Consider the following 20086-nt stretch of genomic DNA (forward strand, 5'->3'; position numbering starts at 1 on the left):
CGCCACCGGCCGGCACCGGTACGGGTGGTGGTCCCACCGGCAACAGCGGTTACTCCATGAGCGACTCCTCGATGCAGGGGTTGCAGAACAAGGCAGGCGACCTCGGGTCCCGCCTGGCGAGCATCTCGAGCGGCCTGCGCGGCCTGAGCTTCAGCGGCAACGCGCTCGGCCCCATCGGCCTGTTCGCGGTGCCCGCGCTCAACGCGTCCAACGACAACGCGGTCGCGCAGGCGGACAGGGGCGCCAAGGCGTTCACCGACGTCCAGTCCGGCCTGAAGGCCACGCACCAGACGTCGACCACGACGGACACCAACCAGAGCTCCAACCTCCGCTCGATCGACACGAGCACCAACGCGAAGCCGCCGGCCGGCACGACCGCGCCGCCGCCCTCCGGTCCGAGCACGTCGGGTGGCAAGGTCAGCGACCCGGGGTCGGTCAAGGGAGGCGGCAGCTCCACGCCGGGCCCGAACGGGCAGAGCGGCCCGAAGGTGTCCGGTCCCGGCACGGTCAAGGGCGGTGGCGTCAACCCCAGTTCCACCCCCGGCCCGCAGGGCGGCGGCAAGGTCACCCCCACCCAGGGTCCCAAGGGCGGTGCGAACTTCACGCCCACCCTCGGCTCGGCACCGGGTGGTGGCAAGGTCGGCGACGTCCAGGGTCCCAAGGGCGGCGGCGCCAACCCCGGCTCCACCCCCAACTCGCAGGGTGGCGGTGGCAAGGTCTCCCCCACCCAGGCCCCCAAGGGCGGCGCGAACTTCACGCCCACCCTCGGCTCGGCACCGGGCGGCGGCAAGGTCGGCGACGTCCAGGGTCCCAAGGGCGGTGCCGGCTTCACGCCGACCGCCGGTGCCGCTCCGGCGGGTGGCAGCAAGGTCAGCCCCACCCAGGGCCCCAAGGGCGGCGGCGCGGGTTTCACGCCCAGCGTCGGCCCCACGCCGGCCGGCGGCGGCAAGGTCAGCCCCACGCAAGGCCCCAAGGGCGGCGCGAACTTCACGCCGAGCCTCGGCAAGTCGCCGGGCGGTCCCGCGGCCGGTGCGCCGCCGGTCGTCGGTGGCACGCCCGGTGCTCCCGGCGCCTCCGGTTCGAAGGGCGGCGGGTCCGGCGTCAAGAGCCCTGCGGCCTTCACGCCCTCCGCTCCCGGCAGCGCCGGCGGCAAGGGCGGTGCGACGCCTGGCGCGACCCCCGGCTCCACTCCCGGCGGCAGCGGGACCAAGGGTGGCTCCACTCCCGGCGGCTCCACCCCCGGCGGCGGCGCGAAGACCCCCGCGGCGTTCACGCCGTCCGCGCCCGGCTACAAGGACCCCGGTGGCGCGGCGGGCACCAAGCCGTCCACGGGCGTTCCCGGCTCGCAGGGCGCGGTGACGTCACCTCCGCGCGGCGGCGCGACGCCTCCCCCGATGGCGCCCGGCATGGCCCCGCCGGCGGGTGGCGCGACGCCGGGTGCGACCGGCGGCGAGCGCGGCGGCAGCAAGGTTCCGATCAGCGGTCAGAAGGGCGTGTTCGACGCGCCCAAGCCCTCCACGCCCGACAACACCATCACCAAGGCACCGGGAACGTCCCCCTCGACCCCGCCGCCGGCGCCGAAGCCCAACGCCAACATCCCGCTGACGCCCGGTTCGACGCCCGGCTCCACCCCTGGAGGTTCGACTCCGGGCGGAGCGAACCCCGGTGGCAGCGCGAACCCCGGTAGCGGCGCCAAGGCTCCCGCGGCGTTCACGCCGTCCGCGCCCGGCTACAAGGACCCCGGCAACACCCCCGGCTCGCAGAGCGCCGTCAGCACCCCACCGCAGAGCACGGGCTCGCGCGGCGGCACGGCTCCGAGCGTGACGCCTCCCGCTGCGGGCGCACCCCCCGTGGCCCCGCCGATGGCACCAGGCGGAACCCCCGGCGCGACCGGCGGTGAACGCGGCGGCAGCAAGGTTCCGATCAGCGGTTCGAAGGGCGTGTTCGACGCGCCCAAGGCCCCCACGCCCGACAACACCATCACCAAGGCACCGGGAACGTCACCCTCGACCCCGCCGCCGGCACCGAAGCCGACGCCGACGACCCCGCCTCCCTCCAGCACGCCGTCCGCTTCCCCGGCGGCGAACCCGAACACCGCGCCGCCCGCCCAGTCCCGGCCGGGCACGCCGCCCGTGTCGTCCCCGCCGGCGTCACCCGCGCCCAACACCAACGCGCCGTCGCCGCGCCCGGACGCCACCCCGGCCGCACAGCCGCCGCGTTCCGACGCACCGCCCGCGCAGACCCGTCCGGCGCCACTGACCAGCGCACCGCCGGTCACAACGCCTGCGGCCAACGCTCCCTCGCCGAACCCGGCGACCACCGTGCCGCCGGCCAACACCCCGGCACCGCGCCCGGACACGACGTCGACACAGCCGCCCGCGCAGACGCGCCCCGCACCACCGACCAGCGCACCGCCGGTCAACACCCCACCGGTCAACACCCCACCGGTCAACACCCCGCCGGCTGCGACCACGCCGAAGCCCGAGACCAGCGCTCCGACGACCACGCCGCCACCCGCACAGACGCGACCGGCTCCCCCGCCTCCCACCGGCGTGACTCCAGCTCCTGCCGCGGCCGTGACCCCGAATCCCGCCACCGACTCCGGACGCGGCAGGCCCGAGGACGCGCAGCCCCGTCGTGCACCGGTCAACTTCAGCCGCCCGACGCCGCAGAACCCGGAGGCGGGTCCCGCGGGACAACAGGTCCCGGCGCCGATCAACTTCAGCCGCCCCACGAGGCACAACCCGCAGACGGGTCCCGTGGAGCAGCAGACGGCGGCGCCGATCAACTTCAGCCGCCCGACGAGGCACAACCCGCAGATGGGCCCTGCGCAGCCGCAGACTCCGGCTCCCATCAACTTCAGCCGCCCCACGAGGCAAAACCCGCAGATGGGCTCCGCAGACCCGCAGTCGTTGGCCGACTACGGGGACATAGTGATCGGCTACGACCACGAGATCGCCGTGGCGGAGGGCATCGCCGGCCCGGACCACGACGCGATGGTGGACCACCTCGCCAACCGCGAATCGGCCTACGACCTGCTCGACTCGATCATCGACGACTACACCGGCCCGGTGACGACGCGGGACTACGAGTTCGCCAGTGACGGTGTCGAGCCGCAGTTCGTCTGGCAGGGCACGAAGGTGGTGCTGGAACCGCGTCCGGGTCAGTTCCCGTCCGTGGTGCCGGTGGTGGAGACGGGCGTGGCGGCGAAGCCGGAGATGATGTTCTCCTCGGACAACAGCCTCGCTCTGCCGCTTGCTCGTGGCGGCAACCAGTTCAGGGAGTTCTACGCGACACCGGAGGTGATCGCGGACGCTCAGGCGCGGTTGAAGGAGGTGGGCAGCAAGCTCGAACTGAAGGTGGCACCCGGCAACACGGTGCGTCATGGGGACACAACGCTGGTCATGGTCAAGCCGCACTTCGCGAGCAGGCCGCCCGGAGTGTGCAGCGAATTCTCCCAAGGCATCATCGGTGGCACGCACAGCCAGGCGGTCATGCGGCCACCGGATGGTGCGCCGGTCGTCGCCAAGGTCGGCAACGGTGGTCCGCTGAAGTTCAACGGAATGCACGAGATGGCCTTCGCGCTCGCCCACGCGGCGAGGCAACCCTCGTCACCGTCCACCACGCTCGCCCCGCAGCAGGTGGCCGACGCCATGGTCGCCCCCTCGACGAACCCACCGCCGGTGGGTGCTCAGTACGGCTCCGCGCTGATGCCGGGCACCGAGCAGCGGGCCAAGCTCGACCAGGCGGCCGAACAGCTGGGTGTCAACCAGTTCGCCTGGGCCAAGCCGGGCGAGGCGTACATGATCCAGTCGATCGCGGCCCCCGATCCGGCTGGCGCCAACTACGGTCTGAACTACACCCGCACGGGTGACGGGCAGCAACTTCCGCAGGTGTGGGGCTACCACCTCGGTTCGGTCGTGGTGAACAGCGCCGCGGACGACATGCAGATCAGCGTCGAAACCGTTCGGCAGGGCGGTTACCGCAAGGAGCTGCTGAACCAGGCGATCGGTGAGAACCTGCGCAGGCACCAACACGAACTTCCCGGTATCGAGGCGGAACTTCGCAAGCAGCCACCGGGGACGGTGGACGCGGAACTCATGCTCGCCGAGGCGCTCACGAAGATCCAGGACAGCCGTGCGGCCCTCGACGACCCCTCGGTCCAGGGCGGCGATCGCCAGAGCGCGGAGACCACGCTGAACCAGGCCACGTTCCAGGCGCGGCTGGCGATCAACAAGATCGCGGGACCTCAGCTGCCGCAGCCGGGTGAGATGTGGTTCTTCAACGACTACAGCAAGCAGCCCGGCCAGTCGTTCTTCGACAAGTGGGGCCATGTCGACGACGTGAACACGCCAATGCAGTTGGCGAACCCGTTGGTGGCTGTCACGACGTCTCACCAGAACACGACGAGCTACCAGGTGCCGATGGGCGAGACCAAGGACCTGGACGCGGAGCAGGTCGCGGCCGGCGTGCAGAAGTTGCCCGGAAACGCGACCAGCATGCTGACCGGTCTGGCGCAGCAGACAGTCGAAGCGGCGCTGTGGCGGCATCGCAACGGAATGCCCCTGCCTGAGATCCAGTTGCACGGCTACAGCAACAACCTCCTCAACAGCGACGCGGCAAGTCAGCAACGCGCTGATGTGGCCGCCGCGTGGACCAGGTCCGAGGTCGCGCGTCTGCTGGACGAGCTGCAACGCGACGTGCCGCCCGAGCGGCGGCTGGATGCCGGACAGATCCGCGTCGATCCGATCTCGCACGGTCGCGAGGTCCCTCCGGACTCGAAGAACCCCAAAACCGATCGCCGCAACGTCCGCGCGGAAGTGGTCATCCCGGACACCACGACTGCCGATCGACAGTCGGCCCCCCGCGACGTCCCCGTTGCCGACGCCACGAACACCGCGGCGGACATCAGGGAGAAACCGCTGCCCCCGCTGCCCGCGGAGGCGTTCGCGGCGGAGAGCAGCCGTGGCGGTGCGGACACGAACGCACTCAGGCCTGCTCCGGCCAACACCGGAGTCCCGGGTCAGGGCCGCGACGGCGGTGTGCCGCCGGTCCCGTCCACGTCATCCGCCGGCACGGCCACGAACACCACAGCGGACGGCAGTGGGAAGTCCGTGCCCACGCCGCCTCCGCTGCCCGCGAAGCCGTCCGCGGCGGAGAGCAGTCAGGGCGGTGCGGGGACGAACACGCCCGGTGCTGCTCCGGAGACTTCCACGGAGCCGAAGAAGGTCCGCGGCGGTGGCGCGCCGCCGCGGATGACGCCGCCCACCCCGGAGTCGCACCAGGGCAAGGACGTGCTGTCCGACGAGTCGTGGCGGCACGACCCCGCCCGGACCGCGGAGTGGTCCGAACCGGACAGCCCGGCCGACCGCAGCACGTGGGCCGATCGCCGCAACGACACCGACGTCCGCACCGTCGACCTCGACGTCCGCGACGTGCGCACCGACAGCACGCCGTCGAAGATCGAGGCCTACAAGGGCCTGATCAACTACGACCTGCGCCGCATCGAGACCAGCCCCGGCAAGTTCGTGCAGGAATACACCGTCAAGGTCCACCTCGAACCAACCGGCAAGACCACCGCCGAACAGCTCGCGCAGATCAGGGACAACGCCACCAACGGCGTCAACAACCTGCTCAACCAGGGTTTCCGGCTGCCCAGCGGCGACCAGTTCCACGTCAACCTGGAGTTCACCGACAACAAGGCCGACGCCCACACCACCGTCCAGGTCGACCCGAACGACCCGAAGGTCAACCAGGACCACTGGAACCCCGACACCAGTCCCGAGGTCCTGGCCCACGAAACCCTGCACTACCTCGGCATCCCGGACGAGTACAAGGACACGACCCGGGTCCTGCAGCAGCACGAGACGAACTCCGGCGTGCACGAGAACGACGGCGGCCTCATGGGCTCCGCCGTCCACCTGCCCGACCCCGGCATCCTGCCCCGTCACCTCTGGCTGATCGAACGCACCGCGAACAGCCAGGTCATGGTCCCGGACACGAGGCTGGAACCGCCCGGTCCCGCCACCGTGCCGCCGCCCGCGGGCTGGACGCCCAAGCCACCGTCGAGCGACGGCCCGGTGTCCACGCCCGGCACCGACGGCACCGTCGACACCAAGACGGACTCGGATTCGAGCCTCGACACCGACCTCGACCTCGAAACCAGGCCGGCGACCATGCCCGGCCGGTTCTTCGACTCGGACAGCGACGTCGACGTCGCTGTCGACGCCGCCGCCGCCCGTCCGAACCAGACGCACCTGCCGAACCTGGACCGCGTCGGTCTGGTCGAGTCGGTGCTGCGCAGTGCGGCGTTCCAGAACGCGCCGGTCCCGAACGCCTCGCCGCTGGTCGGTTCCACCGACGTCAAGTCCACTGTGGACACAGTGCTCGGCGATGTCCGGCAGAACCCGCGCAACCACAACCACTCCGGTCTGACCCCGCCCGCTCTGGCGAAGTGGGTGGCGAACCAGGTCAGCCAGGAGACCCTGGCGAAGTTCCACCCCGACCTGGAGCCGAACCTCCCCGGCCTCAGCGCCGACGCCAAGGCCGACCAGTGGCGGGCGAACCTCGCCGACGACCTGGCGAACGGGTCGTCGAGGCGCTGGGACGTCGTGAACGCCGGTCCCAAGGCCGCCGGCACGAACCCCGGCGACGTCGAGGTGATCAACCACCTGACCCAGCAGCTGAAAGCGAACGGCGCGTTGCCGTCGCCCGCCGACCTGGTGGACAAGGCGCTGCAGACGCCGTCGTGGGCCGACTCCCACGTCGGCTCCCACCTGCCGGCGTCGATCGCGCAGGCGTTGGACGTGCAGCTCGTCGTCGACAACAACGGCGTGCAGACCGTGCACGGCCCGGGCGGCGCGACGCAGGTGCAGATCAGCTCGCAGAACGGCACCTTCGGCGCGCTCGGTGCCCCGTCGGCCCAGGAGGTCCGCGCCGGCATGGAGGCGTGGCTCGCGGGCAAGTCCTCGGCGGAGGTCAACCAGACCATCGCCGATCTCTACAAGGGCCGCCAGGACGAGGGTCTCTACAAGGCCGCGCAGACGGTCCAGCTCGTCAAGCGCGCGGCCGCGCACCCCGGTGGCCCGCAGGCGTTCGTGAACGCCCTGCGGGAACGGGCCTCGACCCTCGAGAACCGCATCGCGGAGGTGAAGTCCCAGGCACCCCGCCGGCCCAGCCTGTGGAAGACGCCGCAGCACACCGCACAGCTGGCGCAGATCGACGCGCAGGTCAAAACCCTCACCGACCTCCTCGACAGCACCAACAGCCAGATCGAGACCATTGCCGCGCAGGGGCCCGCGCTGGGCACCACGCACCTCATCGACAAGTTCGTCGCGGGACCGAACGCGGACAAGCTCGAACACGTCCCCGCTGACGTGCTCCCCCGGCTCGACAACCAGCTGACCGCGCAGATCACGGCGGCCGAGAACGCCGGGTTCGACGCCTCGGACCTGAAGGTGTTGCAGGAGCGGGTGCGCAACGAGGCGGACGTGCGCATCGTGATCAACCACGCCTCCACGCGTGGCCTGGACGGCCTGAGCGCCCAGTTGGAGGACGCCAAGGAGGCGTTGCAGAACTACCGCGACGGCAAGTCGTCGGCCACGGGTGTCCAGGGCTTCCTGAACCAGATGCTCGGGCACGAGGTCGACACCTCCGTCGACTTCGACCAGAAGATCGCCCAAGCCGAAGCCCTGGTGCAGCAGGCAGAGCGCAACCTGGCGTTCACGAATGATCCCGACTACGGCAACCGCTTCGAGAAGGCCGCGGAGAAGTACGCGCAGCTGCAGGCGACGATGCAGCGGTTGGAGCGGTTCAACGCCGAGCTCGATGCGCGTGCGGAACGCCTGCGCGATCTCGGGGTCAGGACTCGCGAGTTCCAAGTACGCCAGCTCGCCCGCGCTCTCGAAGAGCAACGCACGCAGCGGGACACCGCAAGCATTCACAGCGCTCCCGGTTTCGACACGCAGTCGGATGTCGACGCGCGGTCCGACGCCGATGCGCAGTCCGACGTGGACGCGCGGCCGGACAACCGCGTGCTGACCCCGCGGCACGAGCACGCGGCGTTCCGGGCCTCGCTGTACGGGAAGTCGCAGGCCGAGCTCGCCGATCTGGCCGCGCAGCACAGCACCCACCCGGACCGCTCGTTCGAGATCGAGCAGATGTCCCGCTACCAGGAGATCGCCCACAAGGAAGGCGGCCTCCAGCAGCACCTGCGGGACCTGCAGAGCGAGATCCGCCAGACCCGCGAGGAGGCCCGTGACCTCAAGCGGACCACCGACGCCCTGCCGGACGTGTTCAAGTCCGAGCTGATGCGCACGGACCAGGCGCAGCGGCAGGCGGAGCAGCAGCGGCTCACCGACCATGCGCGCCAGCTCGACCAGGAGCTCATGCGGCTGCAGTACGACCGCACCGACGCGCTGACCACCTACGCGCTCAACCTGCCCGCCGACACGACGGCACCCGAGTGGCAGGCGGTGACACCGGCCGACGCCGAGATCATCGAGAACCGCGTCACCGACCTGATCCGTGACGCGCGCATCGGCGGTCTCCCGACCCCGGAGCTCGACCGCCTGTACGACCAGATCCGGGAAATCCGGATGATGGAGACGCCGTCGCCGTCCCGGCCCGACACGCCGGTGCCGTCCCGACCCGACACGCCGACGGCCGAGGTGGACGACTCGGCGTCCGTCCGATCGGACGACTCCTCGTCAGCTGGTTCGGACACCGACGCGCGGGACAGCGACACCGCCCCGCCGGTCGAGGCCCGGCAGGAGCAGGCCGCCCCCGCGGCCGAGCCGCGGCCGTTCATGCAGGACCCGTCGGCACGGTCCGCGGCCCCGGACATGGACCTCGTCGTGCCCGGTGGCTTCGGCCCCGTCCACGAGGGCACGCCGCAGCGGTCGTTCGAGGCGTCGCTGTACGGCCTGGACACCGCGGCGCTGCGGGACCTGCAGCAGACGTACGGCCGTGACGCCGCGCGCTCGGCGGCGATCGAGCACATGATCGAGGTGTCCCGGCAGGCGGGCCCGCCCGCGATCCACGACCAGCGCACGCAGATCGCCGAGCAGCGCCTCGACGAGATGAAGACGGCCCGCGACCGGTGGAACGCATCGGACCTGGTGCCCGACCGCCTCAAGACCCAGGCGATGCTCGACGAGCAGGCGGCCAGGCGGGCGGCAGCGGACCGCCAGGTCGAGTACTACCAGCAGCGGGTCGACCAGCTCACGAACAACCGCGACGCCGCTCTCACCACGCACGCGCTGCAGCTGCCGGCCGACGTGGACGCGCCGGCCTGGCGGCACTTCGGCGACGCCGACCTCGCGGCCGTGCGGAACCACGTCGACCAGCAGATCCGGGACGCGCAGGCGGGTGGGCACAACACCGCTCACCTCGAAGCCTTCCTCGACTTCACCACCGAGCTCCAGGAGACGCGTCAGAACGAGAACGCGGACACCCGTCCCGCGCCCGAACCGGACACCCGTCCCGCGCCGCCCAGGCCGACGCCCAACCCCGTCATCCCGATGACGACGATGGCGCCACAGCCGGTCGGCCAGCTCCCGGACACGAACCTGCCGAGCTTCTTCCAGGACAACAAGGCGCTCGGCTCGATCGTGCCGACCGACGTGCGCGGCGCGGACGCGGTGGTGCGGGAGATCAACGGGCTGAAGCCCGACGACGCCGCCCGCATCAAGAACGCGATCGAGAACGACTTCGAGACGTTCCTCGGCGACGGCCGCAACTTCCAGGTGAAGATCGGCAACGCCTGGTTCGAGGCGAACGTCCGCGCCGAGATGCACGCGGACGGGAGCAGCACCACCGACGCCGCGACCACGAAGGTCGACAAGAACTACCAGGCCGCCGCCGCGTCCACGACGACGAACAGCATCTCGACGTCCAACGACGTCGGCGGTGCGGTGACGGCCGGCGTGGCGATGGGACCGTACGGCTCGCTGGGTGGCAAGGCCGCGCTCGCGACACCCGCGGTGTCGCAGGCCACCAGCACCTCCGTCACCGAGCAGCGTGCGATCAAGGGATCGGACTCCGGGTCCAAGAAGATCACCGTGCCGGTCTCGTACGAGATCACGCTGTACGACGCGTCGGGCAACCCCGCGCTGTTCTCGACGCTCAGCACCGGTCCCGACGTGACGCTGCAGGTGCCGACGGACCTCAGCACGATCGTCGACTCCGGCAAGTCCTCCGCGGCGGTCACGCCGTCCGACGCGGCGTGGGGCGTCAAGGCGGAGAACGTCGTGCCGGAAGCCGTGGTGGTCAAGGACTCCGGGAAGCTGTTCAACGACGTCGCGGAGAACCTGCACCCGTCGATCACCAAGATCGGTTCGCCGGGGCGCGAGGCGCTGCAGAACTTCCTGAGCCCGACCTCGATCCGCAACAACCTGCCCGCCATGCTCGGCGGCTTCGTCACCTCGCCGGACCTCATCAGCCCGCACGCCGGCAAGGGCGCCGCGGTGCAGATGAAGGCGACGCTCAAGGACGCGAAGCTCGTCGGCACGCACGCCGACGCGGCGCTGGACCTCAAGGACACCTTCTCCTGGGGCAGCAGCGTGTCCGCGGCCAGCAAGACCGGGTTCGACGTCACCGCCGGCTTCGGGGGCAACATCGGTGTCCCCGGCCAGGTCGGCGGCACCGTCGGCGCGACCGGCGGGTACTCCGCGCGCACCGCGGAGGGCGTCAACGCGGGGACGAGCTCCAGCCGCAAGTCCGGCATAGGGGTCAAGGCCGAGACCGGTCTGTACGAGGTCACCGCCGAGGTCGAGGTCCAGGGACCCGCGGGCAAGCCGGTGACCATGGAGGTCACGACCCACATGCGCATGGGTCTGGGCGAGGCCGGCTCGGTGGGCCTGCCGACCGTGGGCAGCGCCCTCAACACCACGACCGACCCGGCGACCGCGGACACCAGGTTCCTGCCGCCCTACGTCGCCGACACGCTCGCCGCGGGCAACGCGAAGGTGGGTGAGTTCGTGCCCGCGACGCAGGTGCAGGGCCAGGTCGAGACGAAGCTGCGCGAGCTGCCCGGGTTCGAGAAGTTCCTGCCGAAGTGGAACAACCCGGACGCGAACCCCCGCTCCAGCAAGGGCCAGGGGTTCGGTGACGTGGCCGTGCAGCTCGCGAACCAGCGCAAGCTGGACGCCAGCCTGTCCCCGGCCGCGCTGAAGGCGAACATGGACAGCCTGCTCGGTCCGGGCGTCCAGGTGCAGCTGAAGAACTCCGGCAAGACGACGAACACCTACGTCAACGTCACGGTCAAGGCGAAGCTGACCAACCCGAAGCACCTCGGCAAGGCCGAGGGGCGCGCGGTCAGCGACTCCACCACGAGCGGCCCGAAGCTCGACGCCAACACCAGCACCACCAAGGGCTGGACCGGTGGCATCACCGGCAGGGCCAACATCCCGGTGAAGACCGGCGTCGCCTCGCTGACCCCGATGCCGCAGGCCGGTGTGTCCTACAGCCACTCGTGGACGGACAAGACCTCGGCGGGACCGGCGGTGAGCGCCACCTCGTCGAACCCCGGCAGCGCGGACGCGCAGGTGTTCCAGGGCGACGTGGAGTTCGAGGTCGAGATCACCACGTTCACGCGGCCCCGGACGTGGGTCCGCACGATCGTGCCGGGCGCGCCCGGTCAGCACGCGCCGGACGTGAAGACCGTCGCCAAGACCGGCGCCGGCCTGGGCAAGATCGACGGCAAGGTCAACCTGTGGGTGTCGGACTCCTCGACGCTGAAGGACGACCCCGGTGACGGTTTCAAGCCGGGTGATCCGAAGGCCACGCCGATCAACAACTCCCCGACCGTCAAGGACCTGCTGAACCCGGGAGAAGCCCGGCAGAAGTCGCCGGAGTTCCTCAACGTGGAGGCGGTCGCCAACACGACGGAGCTGCGGGACCAGGCGATCGACGCGCTCAACCGCGCGGCCAAGGGCGACTCGGCGCTCACCACGCCGGGCACGGCGTCACGGGCGCAGATCGACAAGATGTTCGCCCCGGAGAACATCAAGGCGAACCTGCAGCGGCTCATCGAGACCGGTGTGCAGGAGCAGGGCCTCAAGTACGACCGCCGCGTCACCGACCGCTCCGGCGCGATCGGCATGTCGGTCAAGCTCGGTGCGGCGAAGCTGGTGTCCATCTCGGACGCCACCGGCACCGACAACTCGGTCAGCGGTGGGTACAAGGCCGGTGGGTCGTCCACGACGAGCCGGTCGGTCGACCTCGTCGCCGGCATCAACGTCCCGGTGCGTCCCAACGTCACCCCGCCGCCCGCCGGCCAGCCGTCGAACCCCAGCGGGTCCGGCGGTGTCGCGGTCACCGGCAGGTGGACGCCGTGGTCGGACAACAAGACCACGTCGAACGAGATCGGCGGCAACGTCGACCGCGGCCAGACCACACCGGACGACGCCAGGACCGTGCTGGTCCAGGTCGACGCCGAGTTCACGATCGTCGGTGAGAGCCGCGCCGAGAACTTCGTGCACGGCGGCACACCGAACGCCGAGGGCGTGAAGGTGGACCTGCCGAAGTCCGTCTTCGTGCGGGTGTCCGAGGACGTCGCGCGGGAGATGGGCGTGCTGCCGAAGGTGGCGCCGAACGTCCCCAAGCCCGAGTTCCCGAAGATGGCGCCGCCGTCGACGGTGGCACCGGGCGAGCCCGGCGCGCTCGGGCTGTCCAACGTGGAGAAGGTCCCCGACCTCTCCGCGGCGGTCAACGAGCTCACGACGAAGCTGTCCACGAACACCAAGAAGTTCGGCAGCGCCCCGCTGATCCCGGACTCCGTGCTCAAGGACTCGATGAGCAACCTGCAGCGCATCGTCGACCTCAACTCGCCGTCGAGCGTCAAGGCGATGATCGACAGCGCCCTGGACGGCGGCGTGCCGCTGCTGGTCCACCAGCCCGGCACGTTCGGCAAGGACTCCTACCAGGTCACGCTGCGGGCGAAGACGGGCGAGCCGAAGTTCGACCAGGTCGTCAACGACGGCGTCGACATGTCCCACAACGACGGCGGCTCCCGCAAGGACGGCGACGGCAAGGGCCGCGGCACCGGCTGGGGCCTCGGCCTGCGGGCACCTGGCCTCGCCGCGCCGGGGAGCGCGAACCCGAACGTCTCCGGCACCGCGGGTCTCAGCGCCATCGCGAACGTCGGCTCCGCCCAGAGCACCTCGGTGACGACCTCGACCAGCACGGCGTTCGGCCACAACCGCACGGCGAGCGGTCCGGCGGCGCGCTACAACGTGCCGGTCGAGTTCGAGCTCGTCGTGGAGAAGGGCGCCAAGGAGGTCGCGAAGGTCCGCAGCGCCGAGCAGGACATGGTCGTCCGCACGCACGCGGACAACCAGAAGGTCTCGGCGCCGACGACCGGTCGCGGCGCCCCGCAGCCCTACATGTCGGCGGCGAGCAGGCGTAGCAGTGAGTTCGGCACGCCGGACGCGACCTACGCGTTCCAGCAGGACAGCCGGGCCACCCAGCTGCCGGCGACCGCGTCGGTGGAGAACCTGCGCGGCGCGGGCGACCTGCGCGACGCCGCCGTGAAGGCGATGACGGAGGCCGGCGCGGGCAAGGGCCTCACCGGCAAGGGCACGGGCTCGCTCAACAGCCTGCTCTCGACCCTCAGCCCGGAGAACCTGCAGCCGCACCTGCCCGCGATGCTGTCCGGACCGCTCGACGTACCTGGCCTCAAGGAGGCGGCGCTGACGTTCGGCCAGGACGCCGACGTGAAGGTCTACGCGAAGCTCGTGAACCCGCAGCTGGGCTCGCTCAGCGACGGCGTCAAGATCGAGACCCCGCTGACCACCAAGACGACCGACGTCTCCAGCGAGGCCAAGGTCGCCGACTCCTCCGACGTGGCCGTGGGCCTCGCCCAGGGCAGCGCGGCGGTCAAGCAGGGCGACCCCGCGGACACCGTCAACGTCGGCTCCGGTGGCGTCGAGCTGAGGCACGCGAACGAGGAGTCGTCCGCGGTCTCCGGCGGCCCGGCGCAGGCGCAGGGCGGCGGTGTGAAGCCCAAGGACCCGTCGCGCACCGGTCTCGTGCAGTTCGACGTCGAGTACCGCGTCGTCGCGACGGTCGGCGGCAAGACCGGCGTCGTCGACCTGACGGTGCCCGGCTCGGCCGGCGTGCGCATGCCCGCCACCGAGGTCGAGTCGATGCTGAACCAGAACTTCAGCGACTCGCTGAAGGACGCCCAGACCGAGGTCAAGAAGACGGCCGACGACTGGCGCGAGGCGGAGAAGAAGGTCGACGAGGCCCGGCACGAGGCCCAGGAGGTCATCAACTCCGCGGCCGCGGTGCTGGCGAGGACCGACCAGCCGCTGGGTGACGCCGCGACGAAGCTGAACACGGCGATCGAGAACCACGTCAACGCCGAGGCCGAGCTCCGGACGCGGCAGACGGCGTTCGACACCGCCGTGGCGGACGTCGCGCAGACCCGCGCGGCGATCCAGGACCTGACGCCGCAGATCTCGTCGCTCAGCCAGGACGCGCTCACGACCAAGGACGCCCTGGACGACGCCCAGATCAGCGGAGCGCCGAAGGCTGAGCTGGACCGGCTGGGCCAGGAGGCCGACGCGGCGCACACCGCGTTGACCGACGCCCAGCAGCAGCTCACCGACGCCCACGCGCAGCTCGACGTGCAACGCAAGGCCGCCGTCGACGCCCGCGAGGAGCCTCCAGGCGCAGCAGAAGGCCGTCGCCGACGCCGAAACCGCCCGCACCGACGCCGAGGAAGCCCACAAGGCGCTCTCGGCCGAGCGCGCCGCGGCCGAGAACAAGATCAAGGAAGCGGAGACCAAGCTCGACGACGCCCGCAGGGCCGCGGACGCGGAGCAGAAGAAGTGGTGGGACGCGAAGGCGGAGGCGGACCGCCAGGTCGACCTCTACAACTCGACCCCGCCCGCACCGCCGACCCCACCGGCGCCGTCGGCACCGCCCGCACCGTCGGGCCCGTCCGCGTCACCTGGCGACGCGAGCACGCCTGGCCGCGACGCGACCACGAACACGCCTGCCCGCGACACGACCACGAACACGCCACCCGGCAACGCGACCACGGACACCCCACCCACCGAGGTCACCAACACCGCAGCGGGTGCGAGCCAGAAGCCGCTGCCCACGCCGCCTTCGCCGCCCGCGGAGTCGTCTGTGGGCAGCGGGGGCAGTCGCAGCCGTGCGGAGACGGGCACACCCAGTCCTCAGGTCGCCGCACCGGCCACCCGCAGCAACGCCGAAGCGTCACTTCCGCGACAGACCACGGTGATCACGGGCCCTGCGGACGTCCAGCCCGCGGCGCCGAGCCCCACCGTGCACTCGACGACCGCTTCCGCCGAGGCCAAGGCCGAGGTCGAGGCTGAGCCGCAGGCCATGCTCGACAACGAGCCCGAGGCCGCAACCACGAACCCCAGGACGAACGAGGCACCACCAGCCACGTCGACTCCTGACACCACCGACAACCCGCACGCCGGCCCAAGCGAACCGCCACGCGAGACCACCGAACCCGGCGCGGCAACGACCGCTTCCGCCGAGGCCGAGGTCGAGGTTGAGGTCGAGGTCGAAGCTGAGCCGCAGACCGTGCTCCACAACGAGCCCGAAGCCGCGACCACGAACCCCAAGACGAACGAGGCACCACCAGCCACGTCGACTCCTGACACCACCGACAACCCACACGCCGGCCCAAGCGAACCGCCACGCGAGACCACCGAACCCGCCGCGGCAACGACACCGGAGCAAAAACCCGAGGCCGAGATCGAGGCCGAGCCGCAAACCGTGCCCGACAACCCGCACGCCGGCCCAAGCGAACCACCGCGCAAGACCACCGAACCCGGCGCGGCAACGACGCCGGAGCAGGAAGCCGGCGCCGCGGCGGTCAGCAGCGCGCTCACCGGCCCCCCGGCGGACCAGGACGCAACCGGGTCCAGCCGTGCCGGTGGTGCGGGTGAGCGGACGACCCCGGGTCAGCCGGTCGAGCCGCAGCTGCCGGAACCGGACCTCGGCAAGCCGTTCGTCGAGGACCTCTTCGACGAGATCGACGCCAAGACGTCCGCCGCGCCGCGTCCCGCGCAACCGCGGGACTCCGTGCAGTGGCGGGTTCCGGACGACGCCGCGCCGCTCACCCCTGACCGGCTCGAAGGGGAGTTCGGCATCCCCAAGCGCAACCAGGAGCGGTTCCAGAACTTCGTCGACCGCTTCAACATCGTGCTGGACGTCCGTCCCACGAACCCGGACTCCGTTCGCTGGCTCCACGACGGCGCGATGCCGAAGCCCAAGGACATCAAGGCGAAGACCATCAACCAGGCCGACGTGCTGCTCGGTGCCGACGCGGAGCACGTCGGGCTCGTCGGGTTCTTCCAGCCGGACCCGGACCCGGACCTCTCCGGCGTGGACCCGGCGATGCGGGACAAGGTCGCCAAGCGCTTCCACGAGCGCACCGCCGAGTTCGCCGAGCTGATCGGCACGATGGAGCAGTACGAGCAGGAGGGCAAGTTCAAGGTCATCGACGGTGTCGTCCACGGGTCGAACTCGCGGGGCGACCTCATCTGGATGACCGGTGACGCCGACATGTACGGCATGTACGACCCGGAGGGCAACCGGCTCGGCGAGGAGGACTACGAGAGCATGGTCTTCCTGCTGGTCAACCGCAACGTGGGGGTCCAGCACGGAGCACACCTGTACTGGGACCCGGCCACCGACTTCGACCGGAAGATCTTCGACACGATCGTCAACAGGCACGTGACCGAGGAACCGCTGGTCCGGTTCAGCCCTGGCCGGTCGGCATCCCTGGTGCTCGCCGACCCGGTGTCACCGCGCGTCGACTCGGTGCCCCCGCTCGCCGACCCGGTGCCACCGCGCGCCGACGCCGACGGCCAGGTCGCGCCGACCGGTTCCGGAGGACCCGAACAGCCCGAGGTGGCGGAGGCCGCCCCGTCGAGCCGGCTCAGCGAGTACGAGGAACACGTCAGCAGCACGCGGCGGCACCTGCGGCACCTGGCGTTCGACGTGCTCAACCGGCCCGCTCCCCCGCCCGTCACCTCGGACGGCCTGTACGCGGCGGTCGCGGAGGTGGTGCGCCAGGACCCGGCCGCCCTGCGTGCGCAGGTGCTGAACCAGGCCGCCACCACCGCGGCGGTGAGCCGGGCGGTCGCGGACTTCACCTCGTTCAGGCCGGCTCACACCGGACACCTGACCGGTGCGCTCGTCGAGAACGCCAACTGGGCGCTGCACCCCGACGCGAACGAGAACACCGGTGCGGGGAACGCGCGCGACCTGCTCGGCCACCTGATCGCCACCCGGCTGGGCACGACCTTGGTGATCCACCAGGGCACGGGCACCGCACCGCTGGTGCTGGCACCGATGGGCGAGCACACCGGAGCTTCCCGTCGAGGTCGACGTGGTGGTGGTCGACGGCCGCGTGACCTACCGACCTCACCAGCCACTTCAGCCGGGCAGGTGAGTGCGTTAGCGTGACCGGCGTGGACGAGTTCGCGCAGGCTCTCCGGACGGCGATCACGAATCGCGGTCTCGGTCTGGAGCGCCTGCGCGAGCACCTCTCGCACAACGGCGTCTCCGTCTCGATGGCGACGCTGAGCTGCTGGCAGACCGGTCGCAGGCGGCCAGAGCGGCAGAAGTCGCTGCAGGCCGTCGTCCACCTCGAGCACATCCTGCGGGTGCCTCCCGGCCACCTGTCGGAGCTGCTCGACCCCCCGCGCTCACGCGGCCGCTGGCTGCGCGGGGCACCGGCGCCGGTGTCCGCGTTCTGGCCGGTCCCCGCGCCCGTCGAGCACGCCCTGCACGACCTGGACACGCAGTGGGACGACCAGCTCCTGCGCGTGAGCCAGCAGGACTTCGTGACGATCGGAGCGGACCGCACCGAACGGGTCTTCCGCTCCCGGCAGGTGCTGTCGGCGTTGATGAACGGGCCCGACCGATGGGTCGTGATCCTGCACGCCGACGACCGCGACCGCCCGCCACCGCTGGTCAAGGCCTTGAAGAACTGCACGGTCGGACGGGTCGTCCAGGAGCCGGCCGAGGGGTTGCTGGTCGCGGAGCTGCTGTTCGAACGGCCGCTGCGCAAGGGTGAGAGCGTCGTGGTCGAGCACGAGATCGTGAACCAGGCGCCCTGTCCTCCCGCGACGAGCTACGAGCGCAAGTTCCGCCTGCCGACGCGGGAGTACGTGCTCGAGGTGACGTTCGAGGGTGCCCCTCCCGCCTCCGCCGTCCAGCTCGCGGACGGGTCCGAGGTGGCTCCCGGGCGCACGTTGCTGGACGTGGCTTTGAACGTGCGGCCCGGTGTGCGCGGGTTCAGCTGGTCGTGGTCCTAGCGCGACATCGCCGAACGCGCGGAACGGCTGTTCCCCCGTGCCTCGGGAGAACAGCCGTCCTGCGTCGACCGTCCGGTGTGGACTCTCAGCCGATCTTCTCGATCAGTGCCCGGCGGATCAGGAACTTGCCGGGCTCCCGCACCTGTTCGAAGGCTGCGTTGTTCAGCAGCGCGCAGCTGCCGGACACCGACGCGACCTTCACGGTGGTGGACTTGTCGTTGTCCAGGTTCGTCACCTTGAGCGTGGTGCCGATCGGGAACTCACCGCTGGACGCGGCGGGCGCGCCACCCTCGCCGGACAGCGTGACGGTCGAGCCGGCGCAGACCTGCTGCCCGGACGCGCCACCGTTGCCCTGACCAGTGCCGGGCTGCTGGGGAGCGGGCTGGGCCTGGTCGGCGTTGCCCGCGCCACCGTCACCCGCGCAGCCCGCCGCCTTGCGCCGCTGCTGGATGAGGTTGACCACGGCCTGCCGGTTCGCGATGCGCGCCTCGGACTGCGCGTCCGGGTTCGCCTTCTGGCCCGCGATGAAGGTCAGGTTGTTCTGCAACGCCTTGGCGAGCCCGCCGCAGTCCTCACCGGACGTGGCGGCCTGGCCCTTCTCGGGTTGCGCCTGGACGTTGCCACCACAACCGGCGGCAGCACGTCGCTGGTTGATGAGGTTCACGACCGCCTGGCGGTTCGCGATGCGGGCGTCCGACTGGGCGTCGGGGTTCGCCTGCTGACCGGCGATGAAGGTGAGGTTGTTCCGCAGCGCCTGGTCCAGTCCGCCGCAGTCCTCGGCCGCGTTCGAGTTGGTGCCGCCGAAGGCGAAGATGCCACCGGCGACAGCGGCGACCGCGAGCACAGCGCCCGCGCCGATCATGGCGGGCTTGCGGTGTCGAGCGCCCATCCTGTGTCTCCTCGGGGTGGATCGGTGTTGTACCGATGACTACGGGGAGATCACGGGGCGGGTTCAGAATTCGGTTGTGGGCAAAGGGTTTTAAATCGGTTTAAGGTCCGTGGAATTCTGCGCGGTCAGCCCGACTCCGCGACCTTCTTCAACCGCTCCAGCGTCGCCTCGATGTTCCGCTGGTTCGTCACCGCCCGGTCCTTCACGCCGGTGGCCAGCCGCGTGATCGGCACGTACCACCCCGGCCGGCGGTCCCAGGTCGACTCGGTCACCCGGCACCCGCCGGCGGTCGGCTCGATGTCGTACTGCCAGCGCGCCACCGCAAGCCCCAGCGACCTCACCTCGAACGCGAACCGGGTCACGGAGCAGTCGGTCACCGTGGAGGTCGTCGGCCACACCCGCCGTCCGCGCCGGTTGACGCCGCGGAACCGCGCGCCGACCGACGGGCCGGAGCCGTCCAGCCACTTGCCGCCCGCGTACTCCTCGGCGACGCCGCTCAGGTTTCGCAGGTCACTGACCAGTTCGAACACTCGCTGCGGTGAGGCGGCGACATCGACGTGCGCGGTGGCGTCCGGGGTCATGCAGGCGAACCTACTACGGGTAGGTTCGCTGCACCAGCAGCTGATCTCCTGCTGATCAGTCCGTACCCCGGACGACCCCCGCTGCCGGGTTTTCTTCCTCGTCGTCGAACCATTCCGGCCGCAGCGGAACACTGCACAGCGTGGGGAAGTCGTCGAGATCCGGTGCACCGCCGCGCAACTGCTCTTGAACGCTCATGGTCACTCCTGGTGAAATCCCCCGCTGGCTTTGTTGAACGATGGCAATGAATGTAGTCGAAAGGGTGTGACCCAGATCGCTGAGTTCCACGGGGTGGAACGCGGGTTCT

Annotated in this window: 6 protein-coding genes; 3 read left to right on the forward strand and 3 right to left on the reverse strand. The window is 70.9% G+C overall.

Annotated features, from left to right (window positions below):
• Nucleotides 1-56: 56 nt before the first annotated feature.
• Genes ACVDFE_RS29960 through ACVDFE_RS29970 form a run of 3 tightly spaced genes read left to right on the forward strand, consistent with a single transcriptional unit; the run spans nucleotide 57 to nucleotide 18311 of the window.
• Entirely contained in the window at nucleotides 57-15347 is a 15291-nt protein-coding gene (locus ACVDFE_RS29960; RefSeq protein ID WP_458432783.1) for a hypothetical protein, read from the forward strand.
• Nucleotides 15298-17457 carry a hypothetical protein gene (locus ACVDFE_RS29965; protein WP_458432784.1) on the forward strand — a complete coding sequence of 720 codons (2160 nt, stop codon included), beginning with the start codon at nucleotides 15298-15300 and terminating at the stop codon, nucleotides 17455-17457. Before ACVDFE_RS29960 ends, ACVDFE_RS29965 begins: the two co-directional genes overlap by 50 nt.
• A gap of 5 nt (nucleotides 17458-17462) precedes the next feature.
• Nucleotides 17463-18311 carry an XRE family transcriptional regulator gene (locus ACVDFE_RS29970; protein WP_360384775.1) on the forward strand — a complete coding sequence of 283 codons (849 nt, stop codon included), beginning with the start codon at nucleotides 17463-17465 and terminating at the stop codon, nucleotides 18309-18311.
• An 85-nt stretch (nucleotides 18312-18396) separates the two neighbouring features.
• Here the strand turns inward: ACVDFE_RS29970 and ACVDFE_RS29975 are convergent, their stop codons facing one another.
• The 3 genes from ACVDFE_RS29975 to ACVDFE_RS29985 form a co-directional block, all read right to left on the reverse strand.
• A complete protein-coding gene (locus ACVDFE_RS29975) occupies nucleotides 18397-19125 on the reverse strand; it encodes a hypothetical protein (protein WP_458434419.1) in 729 nt (242 codons plus the stop codon).
• A gap of 200 nt (nucleotides 19126-19325) precedes the next feature.
• Nucleotides 19326-19781 carry an SRPBCC family protein gene (locus ACVDFE_RS29980; protein WP_360384777.1) on the reverse strand — a complete coding sequence of 152 codons (456 nt, stop codon included), beginning with the start codon at nucleotides 19779-19781 and terminating at the stop codon, nucleotides 19326-19328.
• 55 nt (nucleotides 19782-19836) lie between these two features.
• Nucleotides 19837-20067 (reverse strand): hypothetical protein, encoded by a 231-nt coding sequence (locus ACVDFE_RS29985; protein ID WP_458432785.1) that lies wholly within the window; start codon nucleotides 20065-20067, stop codon nucleotides 19837-19839.
• Between the last annotated feature and the right edge of the window lie 19 nt (nucleotides 20068-20086).

It is taken from the genome of Lentzea chajnantorensis (assembly GCF_054300775.1).

What these genes read in the sequence shown, in the direction of transcription:
- ACVDFE_RS29960 (WP_458432783.1), top strand. Translation starts at nt 57, where the DNA reads ATGAGCGACTCCTCGATGCAGGGGTTGCAGAACAAGGCAGGCGACCTC.
- ACVDFE_RS29980 (WP_360384777.1), bottom strand. Translation starts at nt 19,781, where the DNA reads ATGACCCCGGACGCCACCGCGCACGTCGATGTCGCCGCCTCACCGCAG.